Here is a 21,016-nt window from a genome sequence, read left to right as displayed (position 1 = left end):
CGCTCATCGATGGCCCCTCATCGTCCTGGTTCGCATTGAGTAGAAGCTGGACCGCTGCAGAGCTGCGACGAACACCGTGCCGGTACTGCAACGGAAGTCGGAGAAGCGTCAGCGCTGTACTGGCGCATCTCCCGCGTTCAGGCAACGCCGCTCCAGTCACCGGTTCACTCACCACGCGAACTCCCACGACGTCACAATGCAGACACACCTCACCAACCGATTCCTCACCGGTGACCGCGAGGGCCCAATCGGTGGGGAGGACGACCAGGCAGGCACGGACCCAACCCCGCCTGGGAGACGCCCATGGACGGCATCGGCACGATCCATGAACTCATCCGGACAGAGCACTGCGAACGGACGCGCCCCATATGCTCGGCGCATACATCCACAGACAGCCGATCACTCCCGGCGAGACCACGCTGCTCCTCGACCTCATCGACGAAGCCGCCGCCCGGACCGTCCTGCCGGACGATGCCGACACCGCCCATCGAGAGCTGCGCCTGGCAGCGATGCGCGCCGCGGCCCCCGTCGAGTGGGGCGGGAGGTACCTGCCTGACGGGCCCGTGACGGTCCGGTCCGGGTGCCGCCGAGCAGCCGTAGCGCTCGGCGTGCTGAATCAGGTGAAATGACGGGTGTTCCGCAGCCGCTCGCCAGCCCTGCATCGTCCGGGAAAAACCATGTACCAGCCCCGCCGCCCCGCACACTCCTTACGAGCGGAAGCCGCATTCCGCACCAGACTCGCCGCCACCGGCGCCCAACTCCTAGAACCCGCCTGGCTTGGCAACAGCACCCCGCACCGGGTCCGTTGCCCCGCAGGCCACCTGTGCACACCGCGCCCTTCCAACATCCAACAGGGCCAGGGCATGTGCCGAACCTGCGCACGCAAGGACCCCGCCGCTGCTGCGGACGCCTTTCTGGAACGCTTGACAGCCGACGGTGCCGCTCTCCTCGAACCCCTCTGGCTCGGCGTACACGCCCCCCACCTCATTCGCTGCGCCGCGGGACACATCACCCGCCGCCGTCCATCCACACTGCGCCGCAGCGGATGGGTCTGCCGGCTCTGTCCCCGGGTTGCTACCAGCTCCAGGTCCTGACGGGATGTTTGGTCGCAGTACTGCAACCAAACACCGTCAACCCAGGCTTCGCTGACACGAGGTTTGGTGGCAGTACTGCAACGAACGAGCGCGGATACGTCGGGACCTACTGACCTATCGCCAAGAGATGTATCAGTGCAGGGCCGACGTATCTCCAGGCCAGCATTCGCTTGACCAGCGAAAATGCTGCGCACTCCCTCTTAGAAGGCAGGCGCCAGTGACTGGTGGCTCCGGGCCCGTTCCCACTGCGGCGGCTCAGCCCGCGCCACGAAAGTGCGCTCGCTGTGGCCGTCGTCTGCACGGGCCACGTCGTCGCGCGCTCTGCCGACGTGTCTCTACCTCACGTCTCCGCGAAGGCCTTGCTGGTGCCAGTGGTGGACCGGCCCCTCACCCACTTGAAGCCCGGCGCCACCCAGTACACCCCTTCCACCGGAACCGATCCGCGAAGCCTGATTCGAGCTCAGCCAGAGAAGGTGCGCCCCAGCGAAAGCGGACTTCGATTCCCGGCCTTCACGAGTTCGCTCAGCCCGATCCGGTCTCAGCCACGCTATGAACGTTCACGCTCGCGCGCCCCGACGGCGGGTGCGTCTGGTGGCGAAGCGGTAGGCCCACCCTGCTTGCCATGGAGCGCAGCGAGAGGGCGAGCAGGATCGCCCGCCGGGGGGCGTAGCCCCGGCCGGCTGCCGGGCCGGGACCCGGCGAACCTCAGGTGGCAACAGCCGTCGGGGAACAGATTCTGAGACTTCTCGTCGTTGTTGACTCGCCGCAGGTCAAGGCATGTGCGGACGGCAGCTTGCCAGCAGTTCCCCGACATCCGGTGGTGGGGATGCTGCCGTGGGGAAGCCCCCGCGGGTGCGGGGAGCAGCAGTCCACAGCCAACTGTGGATCGGCCGGGGGGACCATCCCCGCGGGTGCGGGGAGCAGCCGGACCTGTACGCCTCGAACACGGCGCCGGCGGGACCATCCCCGCGGGTGCGGGGAGCAGAGGGGAGGAGGGGGCCTCGGGCGGTGGTCGGGGGGACCATCCCCGCGGGTGCGGGGAGCAGGGTGCACCAGGGAGTCGGAGAACAGGTAGGCGGGGACCATCCCCGCGGGTGCGGGGAGCAGCCGTCGAAGATCGCGAATTGGACGTTGGCACGGGGACCATCCCCGCGGGTGCGGGGAGCAGCCCCAGAAGCGGAGGAAGCCGGCGGCGTCGATGGGACCATCCCCGCGGGTGCGGGGAGCAGTCGGTCGAGGCTGCGAGCTACGCGGCGGGGACGGGACCATCCCCGCGGGTGCGGGGAGCAGGAGGAACTGCAATCGCTCACTCCCGGCGGCGCGGGACCATCCCCGCGGGTGCGGGGAGCAGAACCTGACCGTGGGCTCTTCTCCGATCGAGGCGGGACCATCCCCGCGGGTGCGGGGAGCAGCGACAGCGGGCAGGAGTCAGGCGTCACGGTCGCGGGACCATCCCTGCGGGTGCGGGGAGCAGCTGACGACCAAGGGCGGCCAGAACATGGCCTGGGGACCATCCCCGCGGGTGCGGGGAGCAGTCGATGTTCTCCAGCGTGATGGAGGAGAACAGGGGACCATCCCCGCGGGTGCGGGGAGCAGCTGCTGGCCGGCGACAGCGACGAAGCCGGGGCGGGACCATCCCCGCGGGTGCGGGGAGCAGTCGGCGCAGTCCCGCCTGGGTAACCCGGTCACGGGACCATCCCCGCGGGTGCGGGGAGCAGGGCGCGTGCCTCGCCGCGTACCAGGTCTTCGTGGGACCATCCCCGCGGGTGCGGGGAGCAGACACCGTCCTCCTCCGAAGGGCGGAAGTCGGGGGGACCATCCCCGCGGGTGCGGGGAGCAGAGGTATTGACAGAAGCCGGGATGTTCCGGGATGGGACCATCCCCGCGGGTGCGGGGAGCAGCCGTTGCAGTTCCGGCCGCAGGTGGGGCAGCGGGGACCATCCCCGCGGGTGCGGGGAGCAGTCCCGGAGCTTCCCGATCGGGGCTTTCGGCGTGGGACCATCCCCGCGGGTGCGGGGAGCAGTCGAGGCGCCGAGGGTGCAGGTGTCGATCCTAGGGACCATCCCCGCGGGTGCGGGGAGCAGTTGTCCTGCAGGATCCCGATGGCCTTGGCCGCGGGACCATCCCCGCGGGTGCGGGGAGCAGCCGTTGGATGTCTCCACGGCCGTCACTGTCTGGGGACCATCCCCGCGGGTGCGGGGAGCAGTCGGCGACGGCGGCCGGCCTCGTACGGCCTCTGGGACCATCCCCGCGGGTGCGGGGAGCAGATCTCAGGGGTGTCGTCTCAGGCCCGGCCGGGGGGACCATCCCCGCGGGTGCGGGGAGCAGGCCCAAGCAATTGCCTCCGCCGTGGAGCGCGGGGGACCATCCCCGCGGGTGCGGGGAGCAGGGTGGTCTCTTCGCGGTCGAGGGTGTCGAGGCGGGACCATCCCCGCGGGTGCGGGGAGCAGGCTTGCTGAACTGCGATTTTATGCTGGGAAAGCCTCCGTTTCACTCACTTTCGTTGAAACGGCCATATGGCGCCAATCGGTCTCGGTCTCGGGTGGAGTCACTCCCCGGGCCGTCAGGCAGCCGGGCCGCGGTAGTGATTGGTGGCTCGTATTGCGGGCATTGGCTGCGCGGCGGTAGGGGTGCTGGGTACTGTTCCTGCCGGAGATGAGCCGGTGTGACCCACCGGCTCGATGTTCCCCGCCTACTCGTGGGGATGACCCCTGTGCATGCTCAGCGCGCCGACCCGTGTGCGTGCTCAGTGCGCCGATGCTCCCCGCTCCGGTGGGGATAAGTGACATCTGGAGAAGATCCACTTCTTCAGGTAGCTCAACTGTGCATGTTCTGCGCATCGAAATCATCCCAACCGTGTTGAACAAGACGGCACTTGGGGCCACTGTCAGTGCGGTACGGTCCTGCATGACGGCCCCCTCAAGGGCCTCGAAGTCGTCAGATGTCCCAGGAATCCTGCGCGTCAGCGCGCAGGCCGAGCCCACCAGTCCGCCAAGACACATCAGTGGGCTCGACCCTGATTCGCGAAGGAGAAGCGAATGCTTGGAAGCTTATGTCGGAAGATCTCCCTGGTCATCAACGGGCAGCAGTCACAGTCGTGGCCGCTGCCCGTAACCATTGCCGTGCTGCTGGGGGGTGCCGGTTCGCCGGCGCCGGTCGATGCCTGGATCCGAGGTAGCACGTTCGTCACCGTGGTCGTGATCGTGGTGCTCATTGTCGCGCGTCGGTCACCCACACGGGTGATTGCCGGGTAATGGGGTTCGGGGCGTAGCCCCTTCCTTGATCATGAGCGGGCTCCCTCTGTCACGGAGTGAGCGAGGGAGCCCGCTCCATCGGAGGAGCCCGGCGCCGGCGTCGGCCGGCAAGTGCCGCAATCCTGGGGGGATTCGGATGCATCATGACGCGCCGCAGTGGAGTGCGGGACTGACGACAGCAGCCCGCTCCGTGTGGGCGAAACACGATCGGAAGTCGGAGAAGTGGCTCCAGCTCTGGAGGCACATGGCCGACTCGGCTGCCATGGCGGAACGGCTGTGGGACGAATGGCTCCCGCTCAACGTGCGTGGGCTGGTCGCGGAGTGTCTCCCCGGAGGTGACTCGGACGCCAGAGCCCTCGCGGTGTGGCTGACCGCGATTCATGACATCGGGAAGGCCACTCCGGCCTTTGCCTGTCAGGTTGAACAACTGGCCCAGAGGATGCGGGACAAGGGGCTGGACATGCCGTCGTCGAAGCAGTTCGGCGACATCCGCAAGCGCGCCCCGCACGGGCTGGCGGGCCAGGTCCTTTTGGAGGAGTGGCTGAAGCAGCACGGATGGGCCCCTCGCGCCGCCATGACCTTCGCGGTTGCGGTGGGCGGCCACCATGGCGTGCCTCCCGGGCACGAAGCCTTCCCCTTCCTGCACCAGCACACCGAACTGCTGCGGACCCCAGGTCGGAGCGAACAACTCTGGGCGGAGGTCCAGACGGAACTGCTCGATGCGTGCGCCGCGGCGTACGGGGTTCAGGACCGGCTGCCGCAGTGGCGCCTCGTCAAGCTGCCTCAGACCGTGCAGGTCGTACTCAGCGCAGTGGTCATCCTGGCCGACTGGATCGCCAGCAATCCGGATCTGTTCCTTCTCTACCCCGAGGAGCAGCCCCGTAGCGAAGCGCAGCGGATCGAATCCGCGTGGCGCGGCATCGAACTTCCTCGGCCGTGGTTCCCCGCCGAGGTGACCGCGAGTGCCGGTGAGCACTTTACGGCCCGCTTCGCGCTCCCGGAACCCCGACCGCTCCAGGAGGAGGCACTGCGCCTGGCGTGCGAGGCCGAGTCGCCTGGCTTGATGATCATCGAAGCTCCGATGGGGGAGGGGAAGACCGAGGCCGCGCTTGCCGTCGCCGAGGTGTTCGCCTCCCGGACGCGGGCCGGAGGATGTTTCATCGCCCTGCCGACACGTGCGACGGCCAACGCCATGTACGGTCGCATGCGCAGCTGGCTCCGGCGGCTTCCGGGAGATGAGGAACGCACCGTCTCCTTGGCGCACTCCAAGGCCTTCCTCAACGACGACTTCGCCCGTGACCTGCGTGCCGGTGCCCGTACGATCGCCGCGGTCGACCTCGACGGGGCGGCCCACTCCGTGCGCTCCGAGCGAGGCGATCAACGCGTCGCCGCGTCCGAACTCGTGGCGCACCAGTGGCTGCGGGGCCGTAAGAAGGGCATGCTGGCGCCCTTCGTTGTGGGCACCATCGACCAATTGCTCTTCGCCGGGCTCAAGAGCAGGCATCTGGCCCTGAGGCATCTGGCCTTGGCCGGAAAGGTCGTCGTTATCGACGAGGTCCACGCCTATGACGCCTACATGAACGAGTACCTCGAACGTGTCCTGGCCTGGCTCGGCGCATACAGGGTGCCCGTGGTGATGCTGTCGGCGACCCTGCCGGCGGACCGACGGCAGGCACTGGCCGTGGCGTATGCAGGCGCAGCCGACGGACGACCCGAACTGGCCGAAGCCGACTCCTATCCGCTGATCAGCCTTGTGTCCGAGGGACAGGCCACGATCACCCGCACTCCTGCGGCGGCGGCCGACCGGCGCACCGAGATCCGGTTGGAACAGCTGGACGACGGCCTTGGTGCCCTGGTGGACCGTCTGGAGAGCGAACTGGCCGGAGGGGGTTGCGCGCTGGTGGTTCGCAACACGGTCGATCGGGTGCTGAGGGCGGCTGAGATCCTGCGGGAGCGGTTAGGGGCCGGCGCGGTTACCGTGGCGCACTCCCGGTTCGTGGACCTGGACCGGGCGCGCAAGGACGACGATCTCGTCAAGCGGTTCGGGCCGTCCGGCACGCGGCCGGAAGATCGGCACGTTGTCGTGGCCAGCCAGGTTGCCGAGCAGTCGCTCGACATCGACTTCGACCTTCTGGTGACCGATCTGGCTCCCGTCGACCTGGTCCTGCAACGCATGGGGCGCCTGCACCGGCATCATCGGGGCGAGGGCCAGTCCCAGCGACCTGTCCGGCTGCGTCGTGCCCAATGCCTGGTCACCGGCGTCGACTGGGCGGCGGAAACCCCTGCCCCCGTGGCCGGGTCGGAGGCCGTGTACGGAAGCCATGCCCTGATGCGCTCACTGGCGGTACTGCGGCCGCACCTGGCCGACCGTCCGGTCGTACTGCCCGACCACATCAGTTCGCTCGTGCAGGAGGCGTACGGTTCCTCCTCGCCGCCCGTGCCCGAGAGCTGGGCCGAAGCCATGGACACCGCCCTGGCCGCGCACGAGCGGACCATGGCCGAGCAGCGCCGGCGGGCACAGACGTTCAGGATCGACGATGTCCGCAAGCCCGGACGTTCACTTGTCGGTTGGATCGACGCGGGTGTCGGTGATGCCGACGACAGCAGGTCGGGCCGCGCCCAGGTCAGGGACGGTGAGGAGTCCTTCGAAGTGCTCGTCGTTCAGCGCCGCGGCGACGGTACGTACGCCACGTTGCCCTGGCTGGAGCGCGGCCTCGGGGGGCTCGATCTGCCGACCGACGCTGTGCCGCCCCTGCGGGCGGCGCGGGCCGTGGCAGCGAGTGCGCTGAGGCTCTCGTACCACTTCTACCGGCCATGGCTCATCGATCGCGTAATCGATGAGCTGGAGAATTTCTGCCCCGAGGCCTGGCAGGGCAAGGAAAGCCACATGCTGGCCGGGGAGTTGTTCCTCGTCCTCGATGAGGATTGTCAGACCCAGCTGGCAGGCTTCGACCTTCGATACAGCGAGACCGACGGCCTGGAAGTCGTTCCGGCCGACACCAAGGATGTGAAGTTGGTGAGAGGCGTGCCGGGTTTTGATCTTGTCTCCCGACCATGGCTGCCCGTCCAGTTACGGGACGGAACAGCCGCGGAGTTGTCCCTGAAGGAGGTCTTCGCACGATCCGCCGACATCCGGAGGCTCGTGGGTGACGTTCCCACCCAGGAATTCGCACTGATGCGCCTCCTGCTGGCCATCCTCCACGATGCGGTGGAGGGCCCCGAGGACATCGACGTGTGGCAGGAGCTCAGCGAGAGCGCGGAGCCGTTCGCCGCGGTCGGCCCCTACCTCGATCGCCATCGCGAGCGGTTCGACCTCCTCCATCCCACCCAGCCGTTTTTCCAGGTGGCCGACCTGCGGACGCAGAAGGACGAGGTGGCCTCCCTCAACCGCATCGTCGCCGACGTTCCCAACGGCGAGCCCTTCTTCACGATGCGCCAACCCGGTGTGGAACGGCTCCCTTTCGCCGAGGCCGCCCGTTGGCTCGTCCACGCCCACGCTTTCGACACGTCCGGGATCAAATCCGGTGCCGTGGGCGACCCACGGGCAAAGGGAGGCAAGGGATACCCGCAGGGAGTGGGGTGGGCCGGGAACATCGGAGGGGTGTTCGCCGAGGCGGACAACCTGCAGCAGACCCTCCTTCTGAACCTCGTCGCATCCGACGCCTACGGATTCGTCATCGACAAGGACGACCGGCCGGCCTGGCGTCGTGACCAGTGCGGGCCCCAGGTGCAGAGCGACCTGGCATCGAGGCCCACCGGGCCCCGCGACCTGTACACGTGGCAGTCCCGCCGTATCCGCCTCCACCACGACGGGCAGGCCGTCCACGGGGTGGTCCTCTGTTACGGGGATCCGCTGCCGGCCTTCAACAGTCATCAGCGTGAACCCATGAGCGGGTGGCGTCGCAGCATTCCCCAGGAGAAAAAGCTCGGCCTGCCCCGGGTGTACATGCCCCGCCAGCATCATCCGGCTCGCTCCGCCTGGCGCAGCCTCGATGCGCTGCTCACCTCCCAGACGGAGGAGGGGACCTTGCAGGGTGCGGAACCCGCGAAGTACCTACGGGCCGGCGTCCTGAAGTGGATTGCCGAACTCATGCATGCGGGACTCCTGCCCTGGCACATGCTCATCCGTCCTCGGCTGATCTGCGCCGTCTACGGAACGCAGCAGTCGGTCATCGATGAGGTCGTCGACGACAGCGTGGCCATGGCGGTGGTGCTGCTGCACGAGCGAGACCAGAAGTACGGGCAGGCAGCCATCGGGGCGGTCGAGGACAGCACCAAGGCCGTCAACGCGCTGGGAGACCTCGCAGCCGACCTCGCGCGGTCGGCGGGACGCCTCACCGAGGCTCCGAGTGACTCCGCCCGCGACCTGGGCTTCGGCCTGCTCGACGGCCCGTACCGGCAGTGGATCGTCACCCTTGACGGCTCCGAGGAGCCGTCGACTGCCCGGGCCGGCTGGCAGCGGACGACCTACTGGATCGTGCGGAAAGCCGCCTCCGACCTCCTGGTCGACGCCGGCGAGCGCGGTTGGCTGGACACCGCCGGCTCCGAACGAGTCTTCCTCTCACGGCTCAGCAAAGCCCTTCCCCACCGCCACCCCGCTCCCCTCGACCCGGCAACACCCGAGGAGGAGACCGAACCCACCAAGGAGCTAGTGCAATGACACAGCCCGCGCCGCCCATCCCGGCGCCCGCAACGCCACCTGAGCCGCAACGGACGTCGGGAGCGGCCAGCGCGACGGCCAAGGAACTCGCGCCCCTGCGCAAGGCCGTGGCACAGCACGTCAGGACGCTCCAGCACGCCTACCACAGGGACAGCCCCCAGGCCGTCCAAGCCCTGGCGCGGCTGCGTCGAGGTATTGGCCGCCAAGCCAACGAGACGCCGGACCTGTGGGGGCTCCTGGGCATCGAGGCCTTCTACGACGCCCAGCCGGACGGCCGCCGGTTGAGCGATGCCGAAGCCCTGCGCGCCGAACGTGCCGCCCACGTGGCCGTGACCCTGTGGGCCCTGCATCAGCAGTCGCAGCGCTCCCACCGCATGCACGTGGACGACGGGATTTCGCTGGGGACCGCCGTCCGCCGACTGATGTCCGGTACCGAGCGCGACGAGCCGATCCAAAAGCGGCTGTTACGAGCCGGGACCGCCACGACCTTCGACGTGCTCGGCCAACGGCTCCGCGAACTGGTTGTCCTGCTCCGCAAGGCGGAGATCCCGCTCGACTACGGCCTGCTCGCCGAGCAGCTCGACCAGTGGCAGCAGCCCGGCGGCCCCCGCCTCGTCCGGCAGGCCTGGGGACGTAGCTTCCACGCCTTCCGCCCTCGTGTCGCTTCCGGCGGGCAGCAGGGCGACGCACCCGAAGTACCCGACAACGGCGCCAACGAGATCGAGACGAAGGACCAGACATGAGCCGCACCATCCTCGACGTACACATCCTCCAGACCGTTCCTCCGAGCAACATCAACAGGGACGACACGGGCGCCCCCAAGAGCGCCGTGTACGGCGGGGTGCGCCGCTCCCGCGTGTCCAGCCAGGCGTGGAAGAAGGCCACCCGCAAGGCCTTCGAGGAATTGTTGAATCCCGCAGAACTGGGCGTACGGACGAAGAAGGTGGTCGAGGCCCTTACCCACCGCATCAAGGCCCGTGAAGAGTCGCTGACCACGGACGCCATCTGGCCGATGGCAGCCGAGATCATCAACGCCGCCACAGGGGCCAAGATCGAGGCACCCGTCCGCGGGTCCGCCAAGGCGAACGGGAAGGGCAAGGCGGACAACGAGGGCGACGCGTCGGCGGAGCCTCAAGCCCCGCAATCCTCCTACCTGCTGTTCCTCAGCGCCCGTCAACTCGACGGCTTGGCGGAACTGGCCATCGAGGGCCTCGCCAAGAAGGCAGAGCCGAAGGTGTTCGTGAAGGAGCCCGGTCTGAAGGCGAAGGCCAAGCAGATCGCGGCCACACGGCACTCCGTCGACATTGCCCTCTTCGGCCGCATGGTGGCGGACACCGCCGACATCAACGTGGACGCCGCGGCGCAGGTCGCCCATGCCCTGAGCGTGCACCCCGTGGACCTGGAAACGGACTACTTCACCGCGGTCGACGATCAGAACAGCGACGCCGAATCCGGTGCGGGGATGATCGGTACGGTCGACTTCAATTCGGCCACCCTCTACCGCTACGCGGCCGTCGACATCGATCAGCTGACCAAGAACCTCGATGCGGGCCTGGCCGAGGGCGAGCGCAGTGGGGAGCCGGTCCGTCGCGCCGTGGAAGCGTTCGTCGAGGGCTTCGCCCTCTCCATGCCCACCGGCAAGCTCAACACTTTCGGCAACAACACTCTGCCGGACGCCGTCATCGTCAAGCTCCGGTCCGCCCGCCCGATCAGCTTCGTCGGTGCCTTCGAGAACCCGGTCGCCCAGGACACGGCCGACGGCCACGTCCGCGCCGCCTGTCAGGCCCTGGCAGAACACATTCCGGCAGTCGAAGGTGCCTTCGGTGCCCCGGCCGAACGTACCTGGATCGTCCGCGTCGGCAAGCAGACCCAGGACCTGGCTGCCCTGGGTGACGAGGTTAACCTGCGGGAACTCGTCGCCCAGGTCGGACAGGCCGTGGAGGGCCGGCTGGAGAAGCGTGGATGAGCGTCCTGGCCCTCCGTCTGGCCGGACCCCTGCAGTCCTGGGGATCGTCGGCCCGCTTCGCCCGCCGCACCACCGAGACGGCGCCCACCAAGAGCGGTGTCATCGGCTTGCTCGCCGCTGCTCTGGGCCGGGATCGTACCGCCGATTTGTACGACCTCGCGGCACTGTCCTTCGCCGTACGGATCGATCAACCCGGGACCCGGCTCCGTGACTTCCAGACGGCCCATCATGGCGACACAGGCAAGGCCATGCCCGTATCGGAACGCTTCTACCTCGCCGACGCCGTCTTCGTCGCGGCGGTCGCCGGAGAGGACGAGTTCATCCGTTCCCTCCACGAGGCAGTGCGCGCTCCCGTCTACCTTCCCTACCTCGGGCGACGATCCTGCCCGCCGCAAGGCCCGATCGACCTGGGGGTGAGGAGCGGCGACGACCCGGCGGCCGTACTGCGTGAGGAGCCGTGGCAGGCAGCCGACTGGCAGCAGACACGCCATCAGCGCCGTGCCGTCGTCCCGCTCTCCCTCCTGAGCGACTCGGTCGGTGGCGGGCCGCTGGGCACCGTCCTTCGCGACCAACCGCTCAGCTTCGCCCCCGAACATCGCCGCTATGCGCTGCGCAACGTCGTGGCGACCACGGTCGACATCCCCAACCCCAGATTCCGACCTGCGGCGCAACGGTCCAAGGGCATTCAGGACGCCCCCGTGCCGGTGCCTCGCCACAACCCCGAAGCCCTCCTCAACCCGCTGCCCCCGCAGTCCCCGTTGGACGGTCACTGATGTTCTTGACCCGATTCCGCATCAACACCGCGCGCCAAGGAGCCCGCCCCCTGCTGTCCTCCCCCCAGCGTATGCACGCTGCGGTGATGTCATCCTTCGCCGGGGCACTGCCCAGCGACGACAATGCCTCGCGGATCCTTTGGCGCCTGGACCGCAACGCGCGGGCAGAGGTACTCCTCTTCGTCGTCAGTGAAGAGCGCCCCGACCTCACCCACCTCGTCGAACAGGCAGGATGGCCCACCACTTCCACCTGGCAGACCTACGAGTACAAGACCTTCCTCGACGGGCTCACCGCTGGCAGCACCTGGGCCTTCAGGCTCACCGCGAACCCCGTCCACAACGTGCGCCGAACGCCCGACGAACCCCTCAAGCGGACCGCGCACCGCACGCCCCGTCATCAGATGGGCTGGTTGCTCACCCACCAGGAACAGGCCGGATTCCGCATCCTGGAGACCCCCGAGGAACGACGTCGGCTCCAACAGGGCGACGAACACCAGTTGACCGTCCGTGACGAGCAGCGCCACCAATTCGGCAAGACCGAGGCCGGCACAGGTAGAACCAATCGGGTACCCCTCGTGACGGTCACCTTCGACGGCCGCCTGGAAGTCACGGATCCCGTGGCCCTCCGACGCACCCTCACCCTGGGACTGGGCAAGGCCAAGGCATACGGCTGTGGCCTGATGACACTCGCACAGGCCGGGTGAGCGGTGGGTACCGTGGCACAGCGCCGGGCGTCGTCCCCACGTGATCTGACACGCGTCGGGGAACGGATCTCCTTCATCTACCTTGAACGATGCGTCGTCCACCGGGACGACAACGCCATTACCGCCGAGGACGCCGAAGGCACCACCCACATTCCCTCCGCCACGATCGGTACGTTGCTGCTCGGGCCGGGGACACGCGTCACCCACCAGGCGATGAGTGTCCTCGCGGACAGCGGGGCCGCTGTCGCATGGGTCGGCGAGCAGGGCGTGCGGTACTACGCGAGTGGGCGCGCGCTGAACCGGTCGTCCGCTCTCGTGGAAGCGCAAGCCACCCGCTGGGCAAACCGCCGCACCCGCCTGGAGGTCGCCCGGGCGATGTACCAGTTGCGGTTCCCGGACGAGGACCCGGCGGGCCTGAACAGACAGGAGCTCCTCGGCTACGAGGGCCGTCGCCTCAGGGAGTGCTACCGGCTGCAGGCAGAACGCACCGGGGTCCCCTGGCACGGGCGGAATTACGTGCCGGGCGACTTTACCGCAGGCGACGCCCCGAACCAGGCGGTGACAGCCGCGGCCCAGTGCATGTACGGCGTCGCCCACGCGGTCGTGGCCGCGCTGGGCTGCGCCACCGGCCTCGGCTTCGTCCACTCCGGGCACGAGCTGTCGTTTGTGCTGGACGTGGCCGACCTCTACAAGACGGAGATTGGGATTCCCGTCGCCTTCGACGTGGCAGCCGAGGGCGAGGAGGACATCGGATCCCGCACGCGGCGTGCTCTGAGGGACCGGATCAACAAGACGCGCCTGCTCGACCGTTGCGTCGACGACATCAAGATGCTGCTACTCCCCGCCGGTTCGGCTCCTGCGGAAGGCGAAGCCGCCGATGTCGTCACGCTCCAGTCGGACCGAGAGGTGATGCTGGCCGCCGGCCGGAACTACGCGGACGAGGTGACCTGGTGACGGTCATCGTCCTCACCCTTTGCCCGGCCGGGCTCCGAGGGTTCCTTACCCGTTGGCTGCTCGAAATCTCGCCCGGAGTCTTCATCGGAGGTCCGTCAGCGCGCATCCGGGCGGTGCTGTGGGAGGAGGTGAAGCAGTACGCGGGGAACGGACGCGCCCTCATGGCCTACAACACGAACAACGAACAAGGCTTCGCGTTCGAAACACACGACCACAAGTGGCACCCGATCGACCGAGAGGGCGTCACCTTGATCCACCGCCCCAGCGACCGCGCCACACGGCCGTCATCACCTTCCCAGGGTTGGAGCAAGGCTTCGAAACGCAGAAGGTTCGGTGCGCGTTGACCTTTTTGGTTGATATGTCGCGATCGATGCAAGTAAGTCAAAACAGCCTCAACCGCGGACAAACGCGCAGGTGAGGAAGCCTGCTCCCCGCACCCGCGGGGATGACCCCACGACTGCCGTCTACCGCCGGTACGGCATCGACTGCTCCCCGCACCCGCGGGGATGACCCCCTGGAGTCCGCGATGGACGTCCGGCCGGGCGGCTGCTCCCCGCACCCGCGGGGATGACCCCCGTGGAACCACTCACGATCTTGACGCCGACCTCTGCTCCCCGCACCCGCGGGGATGACCCCCGGAACCCGAAGATGACCAACGCGCGTCAGGACTGCTCCCCGCACCCGCGGGGATGACCCCCCGGGTTGGCCGCTTTTCAGCCATGACCGGCCCTGCTCCCCGCACCCGCGGGGATGACCCCCGCTTCTGCAGCCGCGGCTGCCCCAGCATGGGCTGCTCCCCGCACCCGCGGGGATGACCCCCCCTCCCATTCGACATCTAGAAAAGGGAATTGCTGCTCCCCGCACCCGCGGGGATGACCCCTCACGGATCGGAGCCGCGTTCGGCGCCGCCGACTGCTCCCCGCACCCGCGGGGATGACCCCGCCGTGCGGATCGTCTGGGCGACACCGCGGGGCTGCTCCCCGCACCCGCGGGGATGACCCCACCCACCGGAGACCGCGCCGATGAACCAGCGACTGCTCCCCGCACCCGCGGGGATGACCCCTCCAGCGCGCACACGCTCGGAACTGCGATGGCCTGCTCCCCGCACCCGCGGGGATGACCCCACGACGATGGCCCTGGAGGTGACGGTCCACCGCTGCTCCCCGCACCCGCGGGGATGACCCCGGCTTCAGCCTGTGCCAGAGCCAGTTCTTGACCTGCTCCCCGCACCCGCGGGGATGACCCCTCGGCGGCCGACGTCCGTTCGCGCGCGGTCATCTGCTCCCCGCACCCGCGGGGATGACCCCTCCTCGTCGGTGAAGAAGACGTCGCGCTTGCGCTGCTCCCCGCACCCGCGGGGATGACCCCCGCATCCTGTACGTCCAGGAAACCGGGATTTTCTGCTCCCCGCACCCGCGGGGATGACCCCTCTCGACCGTCCAGCAGCGATCGACCGATGGGCTGCTCCCCGCACCCGCGGGGATGACCCCCGTAGGTTGGGGGTTCGAGTCCCTCCATGCTGCTGCTCCCCGCACCCGCGGGGATGACCCCTTCAACCGAGGCAACGCGGTCAAGTACCTCTGCTGCTCCCCGCACCCGCGGGGATGACCCCCACCTAACCGCGGAGGCAGCCATGGGGTATCCCTGCTCCCCGCACCCGCGGGGATGACCCCCCGTCGATCAGGAGACGGCCGGCAGGGGTGAGCTGCTCCCCGCACCCGCGGGGATGACCCCTGGGCAGGCCGCCCGCCCCTGACATCCTCGGTCTGCTCCCCGCACCCGCGGGGATGACCCCCCGCGCAAGATTATGTCGGCCGAGCGGGAGAACTGCTCCCCGCACCCGCGGGGATGACCCCCGCCAGCAGCCCGTCGTGCTAAGCCTCATCCGCTGCTCCCCGCACCCGCGGGGATGACCCCGGGACGGGCAGCAGGTACAGGGCGGGGCCGGCCTGCTCCCCGCACCCGCGGGGATGACCCCTGCCGCGCACCTGCGGGAACGCATCAACGAGGCTGCTCCCCGCACCCGCGGGGATGCCCCCCCCGGGGGCGGGCAGTCCTGTCCGCCCCCGCACTGCTCCCCGCACCCGCGGGGATGACCCCGCGACGCCCCCGAGATCCCGGTCGGCGGCATCCTGCTCCCCGCACCCGCGGGGATGACCCCTTCGCGCACGATCCGGCGCAGTTCCTCGCGCTCTGCTCCCCGCACCCGCGGGGATGACCCCAACGACGTCCCGTACGACCGGACCAAGCGGTACTGATCCCCGCACCCGCGGGGATGACCCCTGTCAGGTTGGCCCCCGGTTGGCCTGTTGGCACTGCTCCCCGCACCCGCGGGGATGACCCCGGCAAAGGCGGCGTGATCGAGGCCCGCGAGTTCTGCTCCCCGCGCCCGCGGGGATGACCCCCACCCGCCTCCGCCGAGCACACTCCCCGCTGCCTGCTCCCCGCACCCGCGGGGATGACCCCGTCAGACCGAAATGTGAGGATGTCCCTCCGCGCTGCTCCCCGCACCCGCGGGGATGACCCACAGCTCTACCGGTGGTGGGACGCCTCTGACCACTGCTCCTCGCACCCGCGGGGATGACCCCCACAGGGAGCAGAACGGGGTCCTCGTGGCCGCCGCCGTCACGCACCCGCGGGGATGACCCCACGGCCTGGACACCGAGGTCCAGGCCGCCGATCTGCTCCCCGCACCCGCGGGGATGACCCCACGACCTCCGGGTCCGCCGCGAGCGTCACGTCCTGCTCCCCGCACCCGCGGGGGATGACCCCCTCGGGTGCATGGGCCTCAACCCCCTCGAGGACTGCTCCCCGCACCCGCGGCGATGGCCCCAGCCCCCCGCCAGATCAGCAGGGCACGTCCCTGGCAGCGCTGTGGGAAGCGACGCCCACCGATCCGGGGACCACAGCAGCACGTCTGCCGGCACAGCAGACCGACGACGAGGAACTACACGGAGACGGACCGTCAGATCCGGCTCGTGGTCAAGTTGCTGACCGAGGCCGAAGCCGCGGGCGAGAAGCTCGCCGGGGCGGAAGTGGGCCGCCCGCTCGGCGTCCCGACCCGCACCGGTCTGCGCCGACTCAAGAGCGCTGTGCAGCACCTCGAAGAACATCGGCGCCAAGCCGGCCGCGCACATCTGTGCTCGGTGAGCACCAACGCCTGATCGGATGCTCCCAGGTGGCGCCCGCGCTCGAACCCGGGTATCGGCCAATGCCGCTGTCGGCTCACGTGGCACACGAGCGGGTGCGAGTGCCCACAGCTCCGGTGGCCGATCGGCTATCGGCCACCAACCAACGAGGATCGCCAACGGCCGGCCCGTGGCCGATCGGCCATCGGTCACGGCCGATCCCGTCGGCATCGGACACCACCGTCGGCCGACCCCCTCGACCGTCGAATGGCCGATGGCCGAACCCCTGGCGGCAGACGTGCCCCGTGGCCGGTGAAGTTGTTGCTGGGGCGACGGTCACCTCACTGGTGAGGTTTTCGGTGACGTTTTCCGTGGCCGGTCACCGACCGGTGAACTTGGCCCCTGGCCGGTGAGTACGTACCTCACCGCCTACCACCCACCGGACTTGTCCGGTCCGGCCCCTGCTGGTGACCGGCTTCGACGATCATCGTGAGGGGCGTGAGTAGCCCTCTCTGATTGAGAACCGGGAGAACGGATCTGCATGGATACGGTGCTGCGAATCGACACCGACGGCGCGACGGTCGCGCTGCCCTTGCCCGACGACGACGACGGAGCACGACGTCAGGTTGTGCGAGCGGCTGTCGGGGGCCCGACGGATCTGGGTGTCTATCACCGGCGCGCCCATATCCACGTCCACGGAAGCGGGCAGAGAGAGTGCCCGATGAACCTGGCGGCGTGGGTCCTGGCCTGCCTCTGGCGGGGCATCGACATCCCGTACGGCCTGTACGGGGACGTGGTCGTGACCGGGCCGGACGTCGGAGTGCTCGACGAGGAGATGGTCGGCGAGGTGCTGGCCGTGTGCGCCGCGGTCGCGGAAGTACGACAGGAATGGAGTTCGCGGCCGCCGGTGGGGGAGCAGCAGGCACGCGCCGAACTCCTCGCGGCCGGGCGGCACGCTCTGTCCCGCTGCCGCTCCGGTGTGGGCCTCTGACTCGGCCGCGTGGCGGTGGCCGCTCGCCGGCCCGGTGCCCCGCCGAGTAGCCATTCCTCTGGCGGTGCAAGCCTCGGCCGGACCCGCGACGTCGTGGGTCCGGCCTTCTTCGTGTCGCAGTGTTCTGGTCGAGGGACAGGTGTCAGGACGTGGTGAGGTGCCGTGCGGTGGCAGGCACCCGGGGGGAGAGGACGTAGCTGATGGTGGATTTCGTGCTCTCGTCCAGGGTGATGTCGTAGGTCCGCGCCATCTGCTGGAGTCGGGCGACCGTCTTACGGACTGCCGCCTCGTTCTGCGCGGTCCATTCGATGGTGAGCAGGTCGCGATAGAGGGTCTCGGAGGTCGCCTCGACTTCGAGGGCCTTGAGGACGGTGCGGCGGGCGGCGTCAAGGTCGGGGTCGCTGCTGTCGGTGTGCCAGCAGGCGAGGGTGTGGGCGGTATCGGTGACCCGCGCCATCACTTCCTGGACCACGGGTTCGGCCCACGGAGGGGTACGCCCGTCGAAGGGCTTGCCCCGGACCAAGGCCATGGCCGCTTCCAGGTCCGCGATTCCGGCGTTGGGGCCGGCGGCGAGTCCACGTGACGCCAGGGCCTTGAATGCCTCCCAGTCCGAGGTGACCGTGGGGTGGAAGGTGTAGCCGATTCCGGCCTTGGGCCGGGACAGCAGGGTCCCGCCGTCTGCCGTTGTCCCGATGGCGCCGCGCAGTTCGGAGAGGCGGGAGTGGAGGGTGCGGGTGCTCCAGGGGCTGATCGGGTCGACCATCTGGCACAGGGACTCGACGCTGCGGCCGGGGCGCAGATGGATCAGCGCGGCGATGGCGGTGGTGCGGGAGGAATGCGCGGACACGGCGGTGCCGGTGAGTCGCAGGGGTCCGAGGATCTCGATCCGTACGGCGCTCTCCGGCGCGGCAGGAGCGTCGTTGGCTTCGCCGCTGTTCTGGTTCGGCACAGGAACCGTCCCGGTCACGGGCGCGGTCGCTTCGTGGTCGGTCGTTTCGGATGCGGACGGCTCTGCCGCTTCCTCGGCGGTCTGGGGTGTGGTCTCGGTCGTGGCTTCGGTGGTGGGGGCCAGTCCGGCCAGGAGTGCGGCGTATGGCTTGCCGGGGTCCTTGGCGTCCTCGCTGGTGACTCGGACGGTGAGCGGCGTTCCGGACCCGGCGGCCTGGTCGTGGCTTTCGGTGAACTCCCACGCGCCGGTCGCCGGGGTGGCGTCCTCGGTGGTGACCTGGAGGGCGTGCACGTACTGCCGGTATTGCTCGTCGGTGACCCGCTGGAGCGTCACCGCCAGGTCGAGGGGGTCGAGGCGCGTGTCGGTGTCGCGGGCGACGGCGAGGATCTCGGCGGCCGGGAAGGCGCGGCGGGTGGCGGGGGTCGCGGGCAGGACCACGGCGGTGAACAGGTCGCGGGCCGCGGCGAGGGCGTCGGCGAGTTGGGTGACGTGCTCCTCGTCGTGGTCACCGGCGCCGATCACCATCCACGGGAGGGCCTGGCCGCCGTTCTGGTGGGCTTCGAGGAGGAGTTCGCCGAGGTCTGCGGCGACGGCGGGCAGGTGGGGCATGCTGCGGATCCGGCCCTGGGGCAGTAGTCCGGCCAGCCGGCTCCCGAGGCCTGCGGTGAGGATCTCGCTGTAGTCGGTCCACGCGCACGTGCCGAGCTCCAGGGCCAGAGCGCGGCCGACTTCGAGGACCTCGTCCTCGGTCCCGTCCAGGAGCAGGACGCGGCAGGTGGTCAGGTCGGCCAGGAGCAGACCGTCCGCGCTCGCCCCGAGAGTCACCAGCCCGGGGTAGGGGGCTTGGACGTCGGCGAGGTCGTCGGCGGACGGCAGGACGGCCTTTCCGTCCAGGATCCAGGAACGGGCATCGGAGCCGACGACGAACGGCGCGCACGGTGCGGCGGGCTCGTCGAGGAGCAGGGTCATGCCATCGGCGGTGAGGTGGGCGCCGCGCAGGGTCGGCAGCTCGACGTCGTCCTCGGCGGCCTGCCGGGCGAGGGCGCGCAGCACCCGGTCGAGGAGCTCGACTCCCTCGTACTCCGCCGCGGCCGCCAGAACCTGCTCGGTCTCGGTGGGATCGGCGTCCTGGACGATGGTCTGCCCGGCACGCCGTGCGCGCTGTTGAAGGATGCGGCGGACACCGAGGGCTCCGGCGAGCGACGCGGCGAGAAGTGTCCCGACCCCGCCGACCAACGCCCAGTTGACGTGGTCGGCGGACGGCTGCGCCTCGACGACGGCGGGGGTGGCGGACGAGCTCGGCTGCGCGGGAGCCGGCTGCTTGGGTACCTGGGTGGCCGGCGCGGTGGGCGATGCCTTCGTCGGTGTGGGGGAGGGGACTGTCTGCACCGGGGGTGTGGGCGTCGTCGCCGATGGAGTGACGGCGGGGGACGGCGTGGGCGTGGTGGGCGCCTCGACCCGGCCGCCCGGCGGGGCCGCTTCCCCGGGCTTGGCCACCTCCTGGGGCTTGCCACCTTCGGGCAGGGTCAGCTGCTGGCCCGGGTAGATCAGGTCCGGGTCGGTGAACAGTCCGCCCCCGGGCAGGGGCTTGCCTTCGTTGAGGGTCCAGATTTCCGTGTACCGCTCCGGCTGCCCCAACTGTTCGCCGGCGATGCTCGACAGGCTGTCGCCGTCGCGCACCGTGTACACCGCGCCCACTGCGGACTCGCCGCGACTGCCCTGAGCCGTGAGGCCGGCCGTGGGCGCGGCAACGGACGTTCCCGCCGGGGCCGGGGCCGGGGCCGGGGCCGGGGCCGGGGCCGTGGGGGTGGGGGTGGTTGCCGTCGGGGGTAGGCGCAGGATCCATCCGGGGTGGATGGGCTGGTCAGCGTCAAAGGTTTGTCCGTCGATCATGGTCCGGCCCGCGTTGAGGGCGGCGATGTCCGTCCACTTCTCGCCGTCGCCCAACCGTTGTTCGGCGATCGACCACAAGCTCTCGGCGGGCCGTGCGTCGCGGACCGTGTGGGTCACTTCCGCCTCGGCCGTCGTGCCGGTCGACTCCCTGGCCTCGCTCGGGGCGCCGGGGGCGCCGGGGGTGCTGGTGGCACTGACGGCGGCCGGTTGGGCTGTGGCGGGGGGCGCGAGGGTGGGAGCGGCGAGTGCCGTGCCGGTGGGCAGCGCGACGAAGATGGCGCCGACCAGGACGGCGGCGGCCCGCTGGCCGACCAGACCGCGGATCTGCGGGGCGGCACGGCCCCGCAGTTGGGCGGGGACCTCCAGCAGGACCGCGACCGCGAAGCAGGCCCACCCGATCCACCCAGCGACGGCCAGGAGCAGCAGGAAGACCTGGCCGGAGTCGTCCGTCGACAGGAGTGAGGAGAGCGCGGCGAGGCCCGGCGGTCCGACGAGCGTGGTCGCCCACCACAGCAGGACGGGCAGGCCGACGATCAGGGCGGCGAGGACGGTGAGGCTGAGCAGGGCTCGGAGGATCGCGGCGGCGGTTCGGGCGCCGCTGCGGGCCGGCCGGGCCGGGGTACGTGGGGGAGCGGGCGACTTCGGCATGG

At 69.7% G+C, this 21,016-nt stretch carries 12 protein-coding genes and 2 CRISPR repeat arrays; of the genes, 11 read left to right on the top strand and 1 reads right to left on the bottom strand.

What is annotated here, in order from left to right; all coding sequences use genetic code 11:
* The first annotated feature begins 368 nt into the window (after nt 1-368).
* From ACFY0I_RS34435 to ACFY0I_RS34385, 11 genes are all read left to right on the top strand, one after another.
* Nucleotides 369-629 carry a hypothetical protein gene (locus tag ACFY0I_RS34435; RefSeq protein ID WP_388903217.1) on the top strand — a complete coding sequence of 87 codons (261 nt, stop codon included), beginning with the start codon at nt 369-371 and terminating at the stop codon, nt 627-629.
* 1,301 nt (nt 630-1,930) lie between these two features.
* A CRISPR array of direct repeats spans nt 1,931-3,544; the repeat unit is 29 nt; unit sequence GGGACCATCCCCGCGGGTGCGGGGAGCAG.
* 588 nt (nt 3,545-4,132) lie between these two features.
* Entirely contained in the window at nt 4,133-4,348 is a 216-nt protein-coding gene (locus tag ACFY0I_RS34430) for a hypothetical protein (RefSeq protein WP_388903214.1), read from the top strand.
* Between the two features lie 136 nt (nt 4,349-4,484).
* On the top strand, nt 4,485-9,008 hold the full coding sequence (casA, locus tag ACFY0I_RS34425; RefSeq protein WP_388903212.1) for a type I-E CRISPR-associated protein Cse1/CasA: 4,524 nt from the start codon (nt 4,485-4,487) through the stop codon (nt 9,006-9,008).
* Complete coding sequence (gene casB / locus ACFY0I_RS34420) at nt 9,005-9,751, top strand: type I-E CRISPR-associated protein Cse2/CasB (protein WP_388903210.1); 747 nt, start codon at nt 9,005-9,007, stop codon at nt 9,749-9,751. Before casA ends, casB begins: the two co-directional genes overlap by 4 nt.
* Nucleotides 9,748-10,974 carry a type I-E CRISPR-associated protein Cas7/Cse4/CasC gene (cas7e, locus tag ACFY0I_RS34415; RefSeq protein WP_388903208.1) on the top strand — a complete coding sequence of 409 codons (1,227 nt, stop codon included), beginning with the start codon at nt 9,748-9,750 and terminating at the stop codon, nt 10,972-10,974. The genes casB and cas7e overlap by 4 nt, the downstream gene beginning before the upstream one ends.
* Nucleotides 10,971-11,747, top strand: coding sequence for a type I-E CRISPR-associated protein Cas5/CasD (gene cas5e / locus ACFY0I_RS34410; RefSeq protein ID WP_388903207.1), 777 nt, complete (start codon nt 10,971-10,973; stop codon nt 11,745-11,747). Before cas7e ends, cas5e begins: the two co-directional genes overlap by 4 nt.
* Nucleotides 11,747-12,451 carry a type I-E CRISPR-associated protein Cas6/Cse3/CasE gene (gene cas6e / locus ACFY0I_RS34405; protein ID WP_388903204.1) on the top strand — a complete coding sequence of 235 codons (705 nt, stop codon included), beginning with the start codon at nt 11,747-11,749 and terminating at the stop codon, nt 12,449-12,451. The genes cas5e and cas6e overlap by 1 nt, the downstream gene beginning before the upstream one ends.
* Nucleotides 12,452-12,454: 3 nt before the next feature.
* Nucleotides 12,455-13,405, top strand: a complete 951-nt coding sequence (gene cas1e, locus ACFY0I_RS34400; RefSeq protein ID WP_388903203.1) for a type I-E CRISPR-associated endonuclease Cas1e — start codon at nt 12,455-12,457, stop codon at nt 13,403-13,405.
* On the top strand, nt 13,402-13,749 hold the full coding sequence (gene cas2e / locus ACFY0I_RS34395; protein WP_388903201.1) for a type I-E CRISPR-associated endoribonuclease Cas2e: 348 nt from the start codon (nt 13,402-13,404) through the stop codon (nt 13,747-13,749). The genes cas1e and cas2e overlap by 4 nt, the downstream gene beginning before the upstream one ends.
* An 80-nt stretch (nt 13,750-13,829) precedes the next feature.
* A CRISPR array of direct repeats spans nt 13,830-16,228; the repeat unit is 19 nt; unit sequence CTGCTCCCCGCACCCGCGG.
* A 155-nt stretch (nt 16,229-16,383) separates the two neighbouring features.
* The gene (locus ACFY0I_RS34390; RefSeq protein WP_388903200.1) at nt 16,384-16,569 is read left to right on the top strand and encodes a hypothetical protein; all 186 of its coding nucleotides are present in this window, start codon (nt 16,384-16,386) and stop codon (nt 16,567-16,569) included.
* Between the two features lie 685 nt (nt 16,570-17,254).
* Nucleotides 17,255-17,524 carry a hypothetical protein gene (locus ACFY0I_RS34385; protein WP_388903198.1) on the top strand — a complete coding sequence of 90 codons (270 nt, stop codon included), beginning with the start codon at nt 17,255-17,257 and terminating at the stop codon, nt 17,522-17,524.
* A gap of 142 nt (nt 17,525-17,666) precedes the next feature.
* Here the strand turns inward: ACFY0I_RS34385 and ACFY0I_RS34380 are convergent, their stop codons facing one another.
* Nucleotides 17,667-21,014, bottom strand: coding sequence for a LysM peptidoglycan-binding domain-containing protein (locus tag ACFY0I_RS34380; protein WP_388903196.1), 3,348 nt, complete (start codon nt 21,012-21,014; stop codon nt 17,667-17,669).
* Nucleotides 21,015-21,016 lie beyond the last annotated feature (2 nt).

It is taken from the genome of Streptomyces sp. NPDC001568 (assembly GCF_042893755.1).
GTDB lineage: Bacteria > Actinomycetota > Actinomycetes > Streptomycetales > Streptomycetaceae > Streptomyces.
The sequence above is the reverse complement of the archived record's forward strand: the minus strand, read 5'-3'. Positions and strand labels throughout refer to the sequence as shown.

What these genes read in the sequence shown, in the direction of transcription:
- ACFY0I_RS34435 (WP_388903217.1), top strand. Translation starts at nt 369, where the DNA reads ATGCTCGGCGCATACATCCACAGACAGCCGATCACTCCCGGCGAGACC.
- ACFY0I_RS34430 (WP_388903214.1), top strand. Translation starts at nt 4,133, where the DNA reads ATGCTTGGAAGCTTATGTCGGAAGATCTCCCTGGTCATCAACGGGCAG.
- casA (WP_388903212.1), top strand. Translation starts at nt 4,485, where the DNA reads ATGCATCATGACGCGCCGCAGTGGAGTGCGGGACTGACGACAGCAGCC.
- casB (WP_388903210.1), top strand. Translation starts at nt 9,005, where the DNA reads ATGACACAGCCCGCGCCGCCCATCCCGGCGCCCGCAACGCCACCTGAG.
- cas7e (WP_388903208.1), top strand. Translation starts at nt 9,748, where the DNA reads ATGAGCCGCACCATCCTCGACGTACACATCCTCCAGACCGTTCCTCCG.
- cas5e (WP_388903207.1), top strand. Translation starts at nt 10,971, where the DNA reads ATGAGCGTCCTGGCCCTCCGTCTGGCCGGACCCCTGCAGTCCTGGGGA.
- cas6e (WP_388903204.1), top strand. Translation starts at nt 11,747, where the DNA reads ATGTTCTTGACCCGATTCCGCATCAACACCGCGCGCCAAGGAGCCCGC.
- ACFY0I_RS34385 (WP_388903198.1), top strand. Translation starts at nt 17,255, where the DNA reads ATGAACCTGGCGGCGTGGGTCCTGGCCTGCCTCTGGCGGGGCATCGAC.
- ACFY0I_RS34380 (WP_388903196.1), bottom strand. Translation starts at nt 21,014, where the DNA reads ATGCCGAAGTCGCCCGCTCCCCCACGTACCCCGGCCCGGCCGGCCCGC.